Below are 15,624 nucleotides of genomic sequence, written 5' to 3' on the forward strand. Positions count from 1 at the left end.
AGTTTAAGTGTATTATAGATTTTCTCTGTATAAAGGCATAGACATGCAGCGTGGACCGCCTCTACCTCTTGAAAGCTCACTCGATGGCATTATATGAAGCTTTACTCCAGCTTCCTCAAGTAGCTTATTTGTTACATGATTTCTAGAATAAACAACTACCTCACCTGGAGCAATTGCAAGAGTATTCGATCCATCATTCCACTGCTCTCTAGCGGCATCAATCATATCTCCTCCACCACAACGGATTAAAGTAACCTTTTCAACTTCAAGATATTTTGCCAATACCTTATCTAGCTCCTGAGTTTCTTTTTGGATTTTTATACTGTTACCTTCTCCTCTGCTAATAGCATATACTGTAAGAGGTCCTTCGATTTCAGGATGTATTGTAAATTTGTCAAAATCAATCATTGTGAAAACTGTATCTAGATGCATAAACGCTCTTTTATTAGGTATGTGGAAAGCTAAAACTGTTTTAAAGCTCTCATCCTTATCAAAAATACGTTTCGCCATTTTTTCGATAGAAGCAGCATCTGTTCTTTCAGAAATACCTATAGCTAGTACTTCTTTATTAAGTACAAGCTCATCTCCGCCTTCTAATGAAGTGGTGTCATCCCTGTCAAACCATCTAGGAATGTTACTATCTTTAAAGCGTGGATGATTTTCAAAGATATACTTTGCAAATAAGGTTTCTCTATTTCTTGTAACAGTGCGCATGTGATTCAACGAAATTCCAGAGCCAATAGTAGCAAAAGGATCTCGCGTGAAATATAGATTAGGCATAGGGTCTGCCACGAAAGGATAGCCTGAGTCTGCCATGTCAGCAAGAGAAGTTGCATTGTAATTTGGAAGTTCTGATTTTCTGATTCCCTCCATCATTTTGTCAACTAATTCTCTATTTGTTTTACAATTTAATAAGAGTTCTTTTACTAGCTGTTTTTTCTTCTCACCAAGAATTCCAGCTTCTTTAATATATTCCTCTACAAATCTTTCTTTTACACTAGCATCTTCGATTGCCTCTGCTGCTAAATCCTCCAAATAGAGTACCTCTACTCCATTGTCAGATAAAATTTTGGCAAAAGCATCATGCTCTTGTCTGGCTACTTCCAAGTAAGGAATATCATCAAACAACAGTCTATCCATCAGATCTGGTGTAAGATTCTCAATTTCTTTTCCTGGTCTGTGAAGCAGTACAGTCTTTAGTTTACCAATTTCTGAATAAACATTAAGAACCTTCTTGTCTTCCATTACAGTCACCTCAATTTTATTTTTTTCCATAACTTTGAAAATTTTGTTATACCATGCTACCATATTTTAAATAATAGGTAGGTGATAATCAGTCTCACCTAATATTATATACCCAATAAAAATAAATTAAACATTTATTGTACTACAAAGGTGGTTATTATCTACACAGTTAGTATAATACTAGCATAATAATTGTGTCAAATGTTTTCCTGTATATTTTTTCAAAATTTCAAATAATTAATTTAATCCAATTTTCTTTATTTTCCGATAATTATACTTTTTAATTTTTCTAACTATAATCCTTATAATTTATATTTTCAATACATTATTTTGCCCTGTTGATTTTTTTACTGGGATTTGAATCTCAGATATGTATTCTTCTTCAGAATCAGAAAAATCATAATCCACAATGTTTTTTTCTATTGAGTTTCCTGTAATCTCATAGCCATTGAGCTCTATCCATGAAATTAAAATTTCATAATGCCTATGCATATCTCTATAGGGTCCCAAAAAACTAATGCAAGCATACTCTCCTTTAGGCAAGGTTATTATTTCCGGTTTTAAAATATCTTCAGTAAATGGAAGCTCAATAAAATAACTAAACTTATTAAAAATACCTTTTTCCAAATCTTCCTTTTCCAGAGAGGTGTATATCTGTCCATCAACAAGCCATGAACTCATAGCTATATACTGTTTGTTGTCGCTAAACATTTTCTTAGTTTCATAATGATCATCCTTTTGCTTTATTCTAAGAAAAATACCACTTCTAGCTGGCATCATCTTTAGTCTCACTATGTCTAAATCTTTTTGAGCTGACTCAATTATCTGTATTTTTGTCTTAATCTTATTTTCTAAAGCACTCCAGTGTTGAACCTTTGCATGGGCCTCCTTCTCTTTTTTCTTTAAAAGAACCAAAAGATTTTCAGTATTTTTATTATGGAGATAATTTTTTATATCCTCAAGCGATATATCTAGACTTTTAAAGAAAAGTATCCTGCTAAGCTTAAAAAAATCCCTAACATCATAATACCTATAGGAATTATCTTTATTGCACTGAGGCTTAAGTAATCCTTTTTTGTCATAATGTCTAATAGTATCCGTGCTTATATTGAAAAGTTTGGCCAATTCTCCAATCATGAACTTTTCTTTCATAAATCTCTCCTTTACTTATGACTATATCTATTGTTTGGATTATTATACTTTAAATTCAGCTATAAAAAAACTCAATATACTTTTTTTGTAAAAAAATATTTGACCTTTGAGTAACTCTAAAGTTTATAATCAACTCACATTTATTTTTTGATATTATATGGAGGTCGTTTGATGGAAAACAAAAGTTTGGCAAAACAGGCTTGGACAGTATTATTAGCTGGTCTTGGCGTAAATCTAACTATCGGCGTTTTATATTCTTGGAGCGTTATAAAAAAATCACTAGTTGCTGATTTGAATTGGTCAAACAGCGAAGCTTCACTTCCTTACACAGTTGCTATTTTAGTATGGGCTCTTACTCTTCTTGTTGCAGGAAAGCTTCAAGATAAATATGGTCCAAAGAAAATCGTTATACTTGGAACTATCTTTACAGCTCTAGGTCTTATTTTATCAAGTTTTACAACAAATCCTGCAATAATAGTATTGTCATATGGAATAATAACTGGAGGTGGAATAGGCTTTGCTTACGCTTCAGTAACTCCTCCAGCGCTAAAATGGTTTCACCCAGCAAAAAAAGGTATGGTTACTGGAATAGTTGTAAGTGGTATGGGTCTTGCTTCTCTTTACATAGCTCCTATTACCACAGCTCTAATTTCATCGTTTGGCATCTCAAGAACTTTTTTAATACTGGGTATTTTTATATTAATTGTTGGAACTGGAATAGCTCAGCTAATTAAAAATCCTCCTGAGGGTTATGTTCCTGAAGAACCAAAAAATATGAAAAACTCAAACTCTCCTAAATCAAAACCAGTAGCTGATTTTGATTGGAGGGGTATAATTAAAACTAAAGAATTTTATTTTTTATGGATAATGTTTGCCCTGTCATCATCAGCTGGTCTAATGATAATAGGAAATCTAGCAGCCATTTCTTTAGAGCAGGCTTCATGGGATAAAGGATTCTTTTTAGTTGGATTGCTTGCTATATTCAATGCCCTAGGTCGTATAGGTGCAGGCCTTCTTTCTGATAAAATCGGTCGTATACGTACGCTTACTTTAGTTCTTGCTATACAGGGAATAAATATGTTGTTATTTGCTAGTTATGTAAATCCAATCGGAATTACTATAGGAACTATGTTAGCAGGTATAGGCTATGGTTCACTACTCAGTCTTTTCCCATCTCTTACTGCAGATTTTTATGGAGTAAAAAACTTTGGTGGAAATTATGGCGTTTTATATACAGCATGGGGTATAAGTGGAACCATCGGACCTATTATGGCAGCTGTCATAGTTGATAGCACAGGTTCATACAATCTTGCATACCTTATATCTGCTGGACTACTTATATTTGCAATAGGAATATCCCTAATAACAAAAAATCCTCAAGATTCAAAAAGAATAAATCAAGCAGCTTAAAAAATATCCCTCTTAGCATTTTTGTTTTGTTTTCATTCACAGTTTAAAGGTATAATAACTAATATGCCGCTAACTTAAATGAAAATTGACATGTTAAGGGGGTTTTTTTATGAATAAATACCTTTTTATAGAAAAAAACTTAGAAAAGATAATCCGCTCAAATAAGCCTGTAGTGGGTTTAGAATTAAATAGTATATCAAAGGTTGTTCCTTATCCGCAGAGCTTAAATTTAGCAATGGAGATTGAAGATATAATTAAAAGCAGTGGAGCCTACCCTGCAACTTTAGGAATTATTGATGGAAAGCTAATCGCAGGTCTTACTTCATCTGAAATAGCATATCTACTCAGCATGGATCACGCGCCTAAAATATCAACAAGAGATATTTCCTATTTTATATCTCAAAAGCTTTCTGGGACACTTACTTCAGCTGCAGCTCTTTTTATTTCCAAGCTTGCCGGAATAAGAGTTCTGTCAACAGCTGCTATTGGTGGAGTTCATAGAGGTGCAGTTGAAAACTTTGATATATCATCCGATTTACAAGAGCTCTCATCTACAAATGTAGCTGTAGTTTGCTCTGGAGTAAACTACATTTTCGATATCCCTTTGACTTTGGAATATCTAAAAACATACGGAGTACCCGTTGTGGGATATACTACAGATATTTTTCCAGCTTTTTATGTATTAGACGACCGCCTCAAGGTGGAGTATAGGATAGACCACCCTAAAGAAATTGCTAGCTTGATTGATACAAAATGGAACCTGGGAATAAAAGGTGGAGTAATAGTTGCTAATCCTGTTCCTCCTGCATGCGTTATTGATAGAGAAACTATGGAAAGCTATGTGAAAATGGCGCTAGAAAAAGCAAGGCAGTCACATATAGATAGAAAAGACTTTACTTCGTATATGATAGAGGAAATAGACAGTTACACAAAAGGTAAAACTATGCAGTATATAGGTGAAATTCTAAAAAACAACGCTAGACTCTCATGCATTATAAGTGACGAATTGACAAATTTATACAAGGAATAATTTAAAAAAACTCCATCAAGTCCATTTAGCTTTTTTAGCTAAGGTCTTAGATGGAGTTTATAATTTCTATAATTTATAATACTATTATATATTTTTAAGAATTTTATCTACTTTAGGAGCTCTAAGCATATGAGCTGTAAATGGATCTTGACCTATAAGTGGCCTTAGATAATTTTTAAAAGCCTCTGTTACATGATTTCCTTCTTTATTTATAAAATGTTCTGGCATTGATTTTGTATATTTTGCTACCTTGTCTAAGCTAGTAAGCCTGTAATCTACAGAATAATCTCCAGTTCTGTGTATAGTAATGGAACCATCCATATTATGCCAAAGAGCGAACTGCGCAGCTTTTTCTCCCACTTCTCTAGCTTCATGCTGATCCACTTCTGAAACACATCCCATGAAGGACCTTTGCAAATATCCAAAAGTATCTGATCTGACTCTGCTTATTCCTAAATTCTCTTTAACATAGCTAGCTAGCTTTTCACCTAATGCTCCTGTAGAGGAAAGCACTATATTACCATGGGCATCGTATTCAATTTTGCTCATTAAGTCTTTTGCAACAGGAACGCCATCTTCATTTTTTATACCTTCTGATACTGCAACAACGCATCTTCCGTATTTTCTATATACTTCTCTTACATCTCCTAAAAATTTCTCTTTATCAAACGGAACCTCTGGCAAGTATATAAGGTGAGGACCATCGTCAGGAAATTTCTGAGCAATGGCAGAAGCTGCAGTTAAAAAACCTGCATCTCGTCCCATAACTACTCCTATATATACACCAGGAAGTGCTCTATTGTCTAAATCAACTCCATTGAAAGCTTGAGAAACAAACTTTGCAGCAGAACCATATCCTGGAGTGTGGTCATTTACTAAAAGATCATTGTCTATGGTTTTAGGAATATGTATAGCTCTAAACTCATATGAGGATTTTTTTGCATTTTCATTAACTATATTCACAGTTGATGCAGAATCATTTCCTCCAATATAAAAGAAATATCTCACATCATGAGCCTTTAATACCTCAAATATCTCTTTGCAATATTTTTCATCGGGCTTATCTCTTGTAGAAAATAGCGCTGAAGATGGTGTATTCGCAACGCATTCCAAATTATGAGTCGTTTCTTGAGTAAGATCAAGAAAATCTTCATTAATTATACCTCTAACACCATGAACCGCTCCATAAACTCTCTCAACCTGAGGAAATTTTCTAGACTCTAAAGCTGCACCAACTAAAGATTGATTAATTACAGCTGTGGGTCCTCCACCTTGAGCTATGACAACCTTGCCTTTTAGTACCATACATAATCCCCCTAACCATTATCAAAGATAAGTTAAAATAAGAGCTAAGTGATACAAAATAAAGACTAAATTAATTCCTTGAGTTTAAAATCCAAGTAGTCACATGACACCAAAGAATATTCGACATTGTTTACTCTACCTTGAAGTCCAGTTTTAAAAAAATCATTGCCATGAAGATGACCATAGACCACTTTATCAACATTATACTCATTAATTAGAGCTGTAAACAGCGAATTCTCAAACAGCTCATTTGTAGGTGGATAATGAAGCATGGCTATAATAGTTTTTGCACCTGTAGTTTTTGCTTTATCTAGAGAATTTTTAAATCTCATAGCTTCTCTTTCATATACCTTTAAATCTTCTTCTGTAAACTTTGTTTCATTTGGACAAAGCCAGCCTCTTGTTCCGCAGATAACGTAGTCTCCAAATACATATACGTTGTTATGAAGGAAAAACATATTATCATATAATTTATTCATTTTGCTTAAAGTACTCCACCAGTAGTCGTGGTTTCCTTTAATCAATACTTTTGTACCTGGAAGCTCAGCAATTTCTTGCAAATCTTGTTTTGCTTCATCTAAATGAATTGCCCATGAGGTGTCCCCTACCAAAAGCACTAAGTCTTCTGGTTTTACCCTAGCCTTCCAATCCTCAAATATTCTTTCTTTGTGATTATGCCATCCGAATATGTCCATAGGCTTGTTTGAATTACTTGAGAGATGAAGATCTCCTATAGCATATATTTTCATTAATTCTCCTTAATCATACTTTATTTTTACGATTTTTTTAGTTCATAAATACGTTTATTAAGCTCATTTCTAAGCATTATTATATCGTCCATCTCAGATACAGTGCTTACCGCATCAAATCTGCGCTGAAAATCCTTGGCTTCATCAGTAAGACCCATTTTTTGAAGCTCCTGAATGCTGTATATGATATCCTTTACCGTTACTGATTTCATTTCAAACATTACCTGAGCTCTCATTATTTCTTCTCTAATCACACTCATCTCTTGGTCTAAATTAAAAGCGGCATCAGCAGCTTTTCTTAGTCTTTGTGCTATATCGGAAGGAATATAGTGGTTATACTTATACTTCAAAGAATGCTCAATAGTAGCCCAAAAGTTCATAGATAGAGTTCTTATTTGAATTTCTGCTAGGATATCAACTACTCCTGATACAGTTTGAATTGGGTATTTTATTATTACATGGTAGCTTCTATAGCCGCTTGACTTGTCGTTTTTAATATAATCCTTTTCATAAAGCACATCCATATCCTTACGGCTTCTTATATAAGAAACCACAGTATATATATCCTCTACAAACTGGCACATTATTCTTATCCCAGCTATATCTTCAATTTTGTCATCTACTTCGCTTAAGTCAATATCTAAGCGCTTGGCTTTATCTATAATTGATGATATTTTTTTTACTCTTCCCGTAACGAACTCAATAGGAGAATATTCGCCATTGTCTATTAGCTCTTTGCGAATATTTTTGAATTTTACTTTTAGTTCCTCTACAGCGTACTGATAAGGAATAAGAACAGTTTTCCATTGATTAAGTTCCATAATATCGTCCCCTTCACAATATTAAAGTTTGTAGTAATACACTAAACCATTTTCAACCTCGTATTGAATTTGATCATTGTCAATTAACAAGGTTAACATGGAGCCGAGTGTGGAATAGTAATAATGATATTCTTTATAATCTAGCTTCAAGTCATTATCACTTATTATCTTACTAAGTAGTTCTTCTCTAGTATATGGTTGTTCTAACAGATTATATATTTCATTCACGTACCTGTTAACATTATCTTTATTTTTGCTTACAATATCCGTTATTTCATCCTTGTTATAAATGGATTTGCTGTGTCCTATAACACAATAATCAAAATCAATCTCATCTATCAGCTCAAGGCTTTTTAAATATTTTTCTACATCAAATATAAAAGGAAAATCATATTTTTTCATTATATGATAGTCAAATAATGCATCCCCAACGTAAAGAACCTTATCAGGCGATAGAATTCCTATATCTCCATTACTATGCCCATTAAGCTCATATGCTTGAAATTTTATATCAGAAAGCTTAAACTGTCCTTGTTTTATTGTATCTTCTATATCAAAATCAAAAATACTGGCTTTTGTATTTCCTAGTAATTTTTTATGTGGATTTGCTCCATAAATATATGTAGTAAAAAATTTAGGACTTTGAAGAAATTTTTTTGTGTTTTCAGAGCAGAAAAAACTGCATCCAGTAAAATGACTTTTAATACTACTATATGCTTCAAAATGATCTAGATGCTCGTGGGTTGTGATACAGTATCTAGCTCTAAGAGAGCTGTCTTCTAGCATCTGACTTAGTCTATTTCCTCTTGCAGACGATAGCCCTGGATCTATAATAAGTACAGATTTATCCTTAAAAGTATATATCCCTGTGGTAGTCCCACCCTTTACGAATCCGCTTTTCCCATTAATTTTTGTAATCTCCATAGTATTCCCTCGTTTTAAAATCTGTTAATTTTGGTATAATATATAGTAACCTTATATATTATATCAGAAAAACACAACATTTTCTCTTGTTGATTATTATTAGAAAGGAGGATTGAAATGAAAAAATCTCTCCTCATCTTCATGGTTATCTTTTTACTCATGCCTGCCAATACCTTCGCCCTTAGTGCGACTGCTTACGATGCCAACAATCTACTACAAAGTGAACAATTTCGCCTAGAACTTATCCAAGATGCAATAAGCAGAAAAGAAAATATCAATTTAAATTTAAAAAACTTTAGCGATAGTCAAGCACAGAAAATTTTCAATCATATTACGAACATAATTTTTTATCAAAGCAATATGGACATCTATTCTATTACTATGGATGGAAGTGTAACTGGAAAATCTGCCAATTTAGTTTTAAACTTGGATTATCGCATGACTCCAGATGAAAATACAAAAGTTAATGAATGGATAAAAACCACTATGGATCCTTTTTTAGCACTAAGTCCTAGTAATCTTGAGATAATTAAATTTGTAAATGATACTATAGTTAAGCATGTTGAATATGACCTTAGTTATGAAAAAAATTCTGCATATCATGCAGTATTTAACAAATCATCACTGTGTGAAGGCTATTCATTTCTAACTTATAAAATGCTTAGTTACGCAGGAATAGATGCAAAAATTATAAGTGGAGTGGCTGCTAATGAAGACCACATGTGGAATCTAGTTAAGCTAAACAATTTATGGTATCATTTAGATGTCACTTGGAACGATCCAGTTTACAGTGGCTCATTTAAGAAACCATTAAATTATGTAAGCTATGATTTCTTTATGCTTACAAGTACTCAAATGGCAAAAACCCACACCTGGGATCAGACTCTATTTCCATTAGCTAAATAAATCAATTAGGAGGAATTATGACAACCAGATATATAAAAATAATCACCTTAAAAGGGAGTTATTTTACTAAAGAATATGAAAAAAAGAAAAAAGATGTAATAAAAGTAAGGAAGGTTCTTGAAGAAACCGTTAAAAAATTTTTTAAAGCAAGAGATTGCGAAGTCCTAATAATTTTTGAAGAGACCGGGAGAGAGGTTTTGGTTACTCCAGATTCTTCAACTGAGGATATCAAAAAATATCTAGGTGAAAAATTTATTCCATAAGGCTCTAATCAGTATTAATATAGACCAACCTCACTTACTGATAATTTATTCCTAAAAAATAAAAGAGTAGCCCAATAATGAAATTTAATTGGATTACTCTTTTCTATTATAATTCTAAAGGTGTCTTACAGCTTTTCCTCCTAGATAGTCAAAATAACACCCTTGGTATAAATCATTTGCTATCATATAGGCTTCAATCATATCTTTAAGCTTCCACCATGAGGTAGAATAATTACAAAAAATCGTATCTTCTTTTGGAGCTCTTCCTAAAAGCCTGTGAATTACAATATCTGGAGAAAGATAAGCAAGAAAAAGCGAAGTTCTTTTTATATAATCATCCATTGAGCATATCTCTAGTTTCCCTGACTCGACTAAATCTGCCATTGGAGTGTTTTTAATAAGATATAAGGAATGAAGCTTTACTGCATCTACCTTAAGCGCAGAAAGTATCTTTGCTCCCTCAATTATATCTTCCTCGTCATCATACGGAATATTTAGTATCATGTGTACTACTAGCTCAAAGCCATAGCTTTTTACAAGATTAGCCGCTTCAATAAATTCTGCCAAGGTATGACCTCTGTTTATGCTTTTTAAGGTCTTATGATTTATGCTTTGAAGCCCAAGCTCTATTGTTATTTCAATGTCTTGTGCATCTTTTATCATTTTAAGAATATCTAAATATCTCTCATCCAATGAATCCGGTCTAGTAGATACTGAAATTTCAACTACATCTTCTCTTATAGCTTCTTTTAAATAGGCTTCAAAGACAGCCGGTGGCAGATAAGTGTTAGTGAAATTTTGAAAATACGCTATATATTTTTTAGCCTTATATCTAGGCCCTATATAGTCAATATTTTTCTCAAGCTGGTCTTTAACAGATATTTTATTCGATAGGGCTTCAAATCCTGCAGCTTTTTCTGAGCAAAAGCTACAACCATCTTTTGCAACGCATCCATCTCTATTTGGACAAGTTACTGGAAGATTTATAGGTATCCTATAAACCTTTTCTTTGTACTTTTCTTTTAAGTACTCCGAATAAACCTTATACAATTTATTATTAGACATTTAATTCTCCTACTATTTTATAAAAAAGAAGTATACTAGCAAAATACTAGAGAGCGCTATTCTATAATATCCAAAAACCTTAAAATTATGCTTTTGAACATAGTTTAAAAATAACTTTATAACCAGAAGAGCTACTATAAAAGAGAAAACACAGCCTAGAAACAGTAAAAACCACTGCCATGCGGTAAAAATTGTGCCTCCCAAAAACATTTTCGCAAGCTTTAAAAGAGTAGCCCCGAACATAGTAGGAATGGCTAGGAAAAAAGAAAATTCCGCTGCCGCTCCTCTTGAACACCCAAGAAGCATAGCTCCTATAATTGTTGCAGCTGATCTTGATGTACCTGGAATCATTGCTAAGCACTGAACAAGTCCAATTAAAAGAGCAGTTTTATATGTAATTTTATAAACAGAATCAATAGATATTTTTTTATTCTTATTTTCAATCCAAACTATTATTATTCCCCAAACAAAAAGCGCTATTGTAACTGTTACAGGTCCAAACAGATATTTATCTATGAAGTCGTCGAATAAGAATCCTAATATTCCAGCTGGAATAACTCCTACTATTACTTTTAACCATAAATCTATTGTATTCTTTTTTTGCTGTTTAGATTTATTTGAACTAAAAGGGTTTAGTTTTTCAAAATACAACACAACTACCGATAGAATAGCCCCAAGCTGGATAATAACATTGAAGCTATTTGAGAAAGACTGTGGCTTTAGGGAAACAAATTCATTTACTAAAATAAGGTGGCCAGTGCTACTAACTGGTAGAAACTCAGTCACCCCTTCTACTATACTCAAAATTAATACTCTTATTATGTCTAACATCCAAAAATCCTCCTAGTTATTATGTTTAGTACTATGATATAATAGCATGTTTTTTCAAAAACTAAAACAGAACCTTGAGCATAGGTTCTGTTAGTGGGGTTTGGGGTTTTATCTCAATTTATGCTATGGAGATAAACAAAAAAGCCATGGACTACGAGGATTCATCCTCTGTAGCCTTCATGGCTTTGTTATGTTAATATATTATCATACATATAGTAACAATGCAATACTAATTTATAAACTTAATTTTTAAGTCTATTTAAACATTTACATAATATATTTACAAATAGCTTTAAATTTCTACAACCACTTATAGATTTTTAGCATCACTTATTAGCTTTTAGTTTATATAATGGTTTTACAAGTTTTTATAAATCTGCAAATAAAACCAGTTCTTCTAAAGCTTGTTTAGCTTTCTCAAAATCTATAAAAAAAGGACTAGTGCATATAGTAATAAGTGCTGCCTTTTTAGCAAGGTTATTAATCACTTCTATTTTTCTTTTCCTGTCAATGTACTCCATATCCTCGCTGAAAAAATCCAAATCAATATCTAAAATATACCCCTTACTATGTACTGCTTGTTTTTCAATATTATCCAAAGAATATGTTGAATCCACTATAAATAAGCTCTCAATCAAGCTTTCCTTTTGAAGTGGCTTAATAAAATTCCCCACATTTAACACAGCATTTGTATAATAAAATGCAGCATCTAACAAAGTTAGCTCGTAATCTTTATCTTCTTTGCTTAGATAATTAATTTCATAAAAAAAATCTCTTATATCAGCCTGCCAATTTTTCACTTCAGAAAAATCTACATCTGGTGTTCTCGTATCCTTATGCTGATCAATATGAATCATATCAAGTCCAAAGGGAATTTGATTTTCAAAAATTTCTTTATATATAAAGAAAAATGCGTGGTTATGATTGTCAAATACGTAGATTTTTTTATTCTTATGAGTTTTTACTATAAAGGGATCTATTCCTTTAAAGCCCACTTCCTTATCGTTATCCATCTCAGCAAAAGCTACAGTATTTGATTCATTTATATGAATTTCGCTCGATTCTTTTAAAGATGAAATGCCGATTTCTTTATAAAGCTCTCTTTTATCGAATGAGAATTTATTATTTCCTATTTTACTTTTTAACTTAAAAGGTTTCTTATAATGGAAGCTCATAGCTATCGCCTTTCGTTTTATTAGCAAAGAAAAATTTTACTAAATTTAATTTTAATTAATATCCCTACTACACAATATCAATTGATATTAGAAAAAGAATGAGTTATAATATTTTTTTAAAAACTAGCCGTTCTATTTTTATCGTATTTTTAAACTATGATTTGTTTTTAGTTTATTAAAATATTATTGAATTTTTAGTGGGGGTAAAATCATGGGAACAATTATATCATCTTTTTTACTTATATTTCTAGCTGAAATGGGAGATAAAACTCAGCTTCTAGCTCTTGCATTTTCAACTAAATATAAAATAAAGCAAGTTCTTATAGGGGTTTTTCTTGGAGCATTTTTAAATCACGGCCTTGCAATAGTTTTTGCAAGCTTCATAAGTAACTATGTTTCTCTAGATTTAATTAAAGTTGTGGCGGCCATTATGTTTATTATTTTTGGGCTTTGGTCTCTAAAACTAGAATATGAAGATGAGGACGAGGAGGACGAGGCTTCTTTTTCTTTCAAAACTCCTATTTTAACTGTAGCAAGTGCTTTTTTCATAGGCGAGCTTGGTGATAAAACTCAGCTTACAGCAATGACTCTAGGTGCTAAATCAGCTTATCCGTTTCTAACACTTCTTGGAACTACCTCAGGAATGATTGCCGTAAGTTTAATCGGTATACTAGTAGGGAAAGTACTCGGAAAAAGAATTCCAGAAGTCACAATGAAGGTCCTTGCTTCAATTATATTCTTAGGCTTTGGTTTATCAGGGCTATACTCATCAGTAGATAAAATATATTTCACCCCTACATACATAACTCTATTTAGCTTTATACTTGCACTATCTATTGGTATTATTTTAAAAATGAATTCCAAAAATCACAATATATATTATGAGAAAAAGCTTGCTGAACTTATAGCCAAATGCAGACATTGTGATATCCATGATACAAACTGTATCACAGCTATGCAGATAAGAGAGTTAACTCAAAAATACGTAGGTCAAGACCTTCCTTATATAGGAGATATAATTTTATACTTTGAATCCATGAAAAAGGTGGCTCCTAAAAAAGCCACCGATTTAGAAAAAATATTTCACACTAAAATCTAAATATAGAGTCAAAGAAATTACGACTATTTAAATATATCCCATGGCTTATGGTCTGGTAACTCAATTTTGAATTCGAGCTTTTCTTTTTTAGTAGGATGCTCAAAGCTCAAATAATATGACCATAAAGCTATGGATTTTTTTTGAGGATTAGAAGAGCCATATTTTAAATCTCCATATAAAGGGCACCCTCTAGTCGAAAACTGCACTCTTATCTGATGTGACCTTCCTGTGATAAGGTCAACTGAAACCAAGCTAAGTCCTTGTCTCTCATCCATAACCTCATAGCTGAGCTTTGCATCTTTAGAATCCTTGACTTCATTTTTAAATGCTTTTACTTTGTTATTTGATTTGTCCTTTACAAGAAAATCTTCCATAAAGCCCGACTTTTTCTCAAGACTTCCTTCTGCAACTAAAGTATACTTCTTTTCAATTTGTTTTTTTCTTATTTGATCTGATAACCTAGATGCAGCCTTAGAGGTTCTAGCGAAGACCATTAGACCTCCTGACACTCTATCTAGCCTATGAACCAGTCCTATAAATACCTCTCCTGGCTTATTGTATTTTTCTTTTACATATGCCTTGACCCAGCTGAGCATATCCAAATCCTTTGAATCATCCTCTTGCGAGGGCATTCCAAAGGGTTTTACTACTACTATAATATGGTTGTCTTCATATATTACTTCAGGAGTCACTTTTATTTCTCCCATCTTCCATATATTCCACAAGGTAGAATTAAATCTTCTTTTTTCACTGGCAAGCCTATTTCTCCACTCGATACACTTCCCTGCTTGTCCTTTACAATTATAAGCTTCAGCATATTTTCTATAGCTGTTGGAGATAATCCTGTTGTGTAAGAATTTAATAATAAAAATAGCGGTTCATCACTTAGCACCTGGGATGTAAGCTTTAGTAGCTTCGTAAGCTCCTCTTCAAATTTCCAAATCTCTCCATTTGGCCCTCTTCCATACGAAGGAGGATCCATTATTACAGCATCGTATTTATTACCTCTTCTTATTTCTCTTTGTACAAACTTAAAGCAATCATCTACTATATATCTAATTTTATTGTTCGATAAACCACTAAGCTCTGCATTTTCTTTAGCCCAAGCAACCATTCCTTTTGATGCATCTACATGGCATACTTCCTCTGCTCCAGCATAAGAAGCAGCGCAGGTTGCTCCTCCAGTATATGCAAATAAATTAAGAACCTTTATAGGTCTATTTGCTTTTGAAATTTTATCCATCATCCAGCTCCAATTAGCTGCCTGCTCAGGAAACAGTCCTGTATGTTTAAAACCTGTAGGCTTTATATAAAAAGATAGTCCCTTATAAGATATAGTCCATCTTTCAGGAATTTTCTTTTTAAACTCCCAGGTTCCTCCACCTTTGCTACTTCTATGATAATGTCCATGGACATCTTTCCACTTTACGTTATCTGTATCAGCTGGCCATATAGCCTGAGGGTCAGGTCTTCTAAGCACTATATTTTTCCATCTTTCTAACTTTTCGCCGTTGCCAGCATCAATAATCTCATAATCTTTCCAATCATCTGCTAAAATAAGCATTGCTTCACATCCTATAATTTAAGTTTCTTAATAATTAGCTTTAATCCTAAAACAGTATAGCATCTGAAAATCATTTAATAAAGAA

Annotated in this window: 16 protein-coding genes; 5 read left to right on the forward strand and 11 right to left on the reverse strand. The window is 32.8% G+C overall.

Going from position 1 to position 15,624, the window contains the following annotated elements; translation table 11 throughout:
* Positions 1 to 12: 12 nt before the first annotated feature.
* Together arcA and B5X47_RS06400 are read right to left on the reverse strand one after the other, a co-directional pair.
* On the reverse strand, positions 13 to 1,275 hold the full coding sequence (gene arcA / locus B5X47_RS06395; RefSeq protein WP_330395747.1) for an arginine deiminase: 1,263 nt from the start codon (positions 1,273 to 1,275) through the stop codon (positions 13 to 15).
* A gap of 279 nt (positions 1,276 to 1,554) precedes the next feature.
* Positions 1,555 to 2,397: a MerR family transcriptional regulator gene (locus B5X47_RS06400; RefSeq protein ID WP_079589363.1), complete on the reverse strand. Its 843-nt coding sequence runs from the start codon at positions 2,395 to 2,397 to the stop codon at positions 1,555 to 1,557.
* 171 nt (positions 2,398 to 2,568) lie between these two features.
* Here B5X47_RS06400 and B5X47_RS06405 point away from each other — a divergent pair, with 171 nt between their 5' ends.
* Both B5X47_RS06405 and B5X47_RS06410 read left to right on the forward strand, forming a co-directional pair.
* Positions 2,569 to 3,807: an L-lactate MFS transporter gene (locus B5X47_RS06405; protein ID WP_079589364.1), complete on the forward strand. Its 1,239-nt coding sequence runs from the start codon at positions 2,569 to 2,571 to the stop codon at positions 3,805 to 3,807.
* A gap of 109 nt (positions 3,808 to 3,916) precedes the next feature.
* A complete protein-coding gene (locus tag B5X47_RS06410) occupies positions 3,917 to 4,837 on the forward strand; it encodes a pseudouridine-5'-phosphate glycosidase (RefSeq protein WP_079589365.1) in 921 nt (306 codons plus the stop codon).
* 84 nt (positions 4,838 to 4,921) lie between these two features.
* On the opposite strand, the gene B5X47_RS06415 is transcribed toward B5X47_RS06410, so the two are convergent.
* The 4 genes from B5X47_RS06415 to B5X47_RS06430 form a co-directional block, all read right to left on the reverse strand.
* On the reverse strand, positions 4,922 to 6,142 hold the full coding sequence (locus B5X47_RS06415; protein WP_079589366.1) for a 6-phosphofructokinase: 1,221 nt from the start codon (positions 6,140 to 6,142) through the stop codon (positions 4,922 to 4,924).
* 65 nt (positions 6,143 to 6,207) lie between these two features.
* On the reverse strand, positions 6,208 to 6,891 hold the full coding sequence (locus tag B5X47_RS06420; protein WP_079589367.1) for a metallophosphoesterase: 684 nt from the start codon (positions 6,889 to 6,891) through the stop codon (positions 6,208 to 6,210).
* Between the two features lie 26 nt (positions 6,892 to 6,917).
* Positions 6,918 to 7,712 (reverse strand): GTP diphosphokinase, encoded by a 795-nt coding sequence (locus B5X47_RS06425; protein ID WP_013361138.1) that lies wholly within the window; start codon positions 7,710 to 7,712, stop codon positions 6,918 to 6,920.
* A gap of 21 nt (positions 7,713 to 7,733) precedes the next feature.
* Positions 7,734 to 8,636 carry an MBL fold metallo-hydrolase gene (locus B5X47_RS06430; protein WP_079589368.1) on the reverse strand — a complete coding sequence of 301 codons (903 nt, stop codon included), beginning with the start codon at positions 8,634 to 8,636 and terminating at the stop codon, positions 7,734 to 7,736.
* Between the two features lie 117 nt (positions 8,637 to 8,753).
* Here B5X47_RS06430 and B5X47_RS06435 point away from each other — a divergent pair, with 117 nt between their 5' ends.
* A complete protein-coding gene (locus B5X47_RS06435) occupies positions 8,754 to 9,542 on the forward strand; it encodes a transglutaminase domain-containing protein (protein WP_079589369.1) in 789 nt (262 codons plus the stop codon).
* A gap of 17 nt (positions 9,543 to 9,559) precedes the next feature.
* On the forward strand, positions 9,560 to 9,805 hold the full coding sequence (locus B5X47_RS06440) for a hypothetical protein (RefSeq protein ID WP_013361135.1): 246 nt from the start codon (positions 9,560 to 9,562) through the stop codon (positions 9,803 to 9,805).
* A gap of 114 nt (positions 9,806 to 9,919) precedes the next feature.
* Here B5X47_RS06440 and B5X47_RS06445 read toward each other — a convergent pair whose 3' ends face one another.
* From B5X47_RS06445 to B5X47_RS06455, 3 genes are all read right to left on the reverse strand, one after another.
* A complete protein-coding gene (locus B5X47_RS06445; RefSeq protein WP_079589370.1) occupies positions 9,920 to 10,870 on the reverse strand; it encodes a tRNA modification radical SAM protein MnmL/YtqA in 951 nt (316 codons plus the stop codon).
* Positions 10,871 to 10,882: 12 nt separating this feature from the next.
* Positions 10,883 to 11,701: an undecaprenyl-diphosphate phosphatase gene (locus B5X47_RS06450; protein ID WP_079589371.1), complete on the reverse strand. Its 819-nt coding sequence runs from the start codon at positions 11,699 to 11,701 to the stop codon at positions 10,883 to 10,885.
* 368 nt (positions 11,702 to 12,069) lie between these two features.
* On the reverse strand, positions 12,070 to 12,876 hold the full coding sequence (locus B5X47_RS06455) for a peptide arginase family protein (RefSeq protein WP_079589372.1): 807 nt from the start codon (positions 12,874 to 12,876) through the stop codon (positions 12,070 to 12,072).
* Between the two features lie 211 nt (positions 12,877 to 13,087).
* Here B5X47_RS06455 and B5X47_RS06460 point away from each other — a divergent pair, with 211 nt between their 5' ends.
* Complete coding sequence (locus B5X47_RS06460) at positions 13,088 to 13,975, forward strand: TMEM165/GDT1 family protein (protein ID WP_079589373.1); 888 nt, start codon at positions 13,088 to 13,090, stop codon at positions 13,973 to 13,975.
* Between the two features lie 23 nt (positions 13,976 to 13,998).
* Here the strand turns inward: B5X47_RS06460 and B5X47_RS06465 are convergent, their stop codons facing one another.
* Together B5X47_RS06465 and B5X47_RS06470 are read right to left on the reverse strand one after the other, a co-directional pair.
* Positions 13,999 to 14,682: an RluA family pseudouridine synthase gene (locus B5X47_RS06465; RefSeq protein WP_079589374.1), complete on the reverse strand. Its 684-nt coding sequence runs from the start codon at positions 14,680 to 14,682 to the stop codon at positions 13,999 to 14,001.
* Entirely contained in the window at positions 14,670 to 15,539 is an 870-nt protein-coding gene (locus B5X47_RS06470) for a class I SAM-dependent methyltransferase (protein ID WP_079589375.1), read from the reverse strand. The genes B5X47_RS06465 and B5X47_RS06470 overlap by 13 nt, the downstream gene beginning before the upstream one ends.
* Between the last annotated feature and the right edge of the window lie 85 nt (positions 15,540 to 15,624).

It is taken from the genome of Acetoanaerobium noterae (assembly GCF_900168025.1).
In the GTDB taxonomy this organism is placed as follows: domain Bacteria; phylum Bacillota; class Clostridia; order Peptostreptococcales; family Filifactoraceae; genus Acetoanaerobium; species Acetoanaerobium noterae.